Origin of the sequence: Glutamicibacter sp. 0426, from assembly GCF_001906485.1 — a bacterium.
In the GTDB taxonomy this organism is placed as follows: Bacteria; Actinomycetota; Actinomycetes; order Actinomycetales; family Micrococcaceae; genus Glutamicibacter; species Glutamicibacter nicotianae.
Window position 1 is genome coordinate 1 of record NZ_MPBI01000022.1, and the last position, 548, is coordinate 548.

Genomic DNA, 548 nt, shown 5'->3' on the forward strand with positions numbered 1-548 from the left:
CCCCCACGTTGGATGCTTAGACGCGACAGCCCTCAAGTCGGCTCGTAGCTGCGCTTCGTCAAAGCTCATCGGTGTTTTTTTCTTACGTAGTGCCGAGCGGTTCTGGCCCAGAACGTGGCAAGCGAAGCGTTCGGACGCCCCGAATTTTTCCATCGCCATCCGTACAGCACGGCGGCGTGGTTCGGGGCTTAGAATTTTCCCTTGGCAACCTCAGTAAGGATGTCGTTGGCGAGCATCTGATCAGCGAGCAGCTTCTTGAGGCGCGCGTTTTCCTTCTCTAGCTCCTTGGTACGTTTGCTGGCTTCAGCGTTTTTCTCGGACCCGTACTGGTTGATCCAGCGGTACCAAGTAGCTTCGGTGATCTGAAGTTCCTTGATGACCTCGATCATCGGGTGTCCGTCGTTGAGCATCTTTTGTCCTTGACGGACTTTAGCGATGACCTGGTCTGGTGTGTGTCTGCGTGCCATTGTTTCTGTGATTCCTCCTGTGTCCATTGTCGGACACGAGTACTCGCATAGTCACTGGACTACTTTCCGGGGACCCAACCA

1 pseudogene is annotated in these 548 nt (G+C 54.7%); it reads right to left on the reverse strand.

Going from position 1 to position 548, the window contains the following annotated elements:
• Positions 1 to 467 (reverse strand): annotated as a pseudogene (locus tag BKX98_RS16700) (IS3-like element ISAar3 family transposase); the annotation flags it as partial.
• Between the last annotated feature and the right edge of the window lie 81 nt (positions 468 to 548).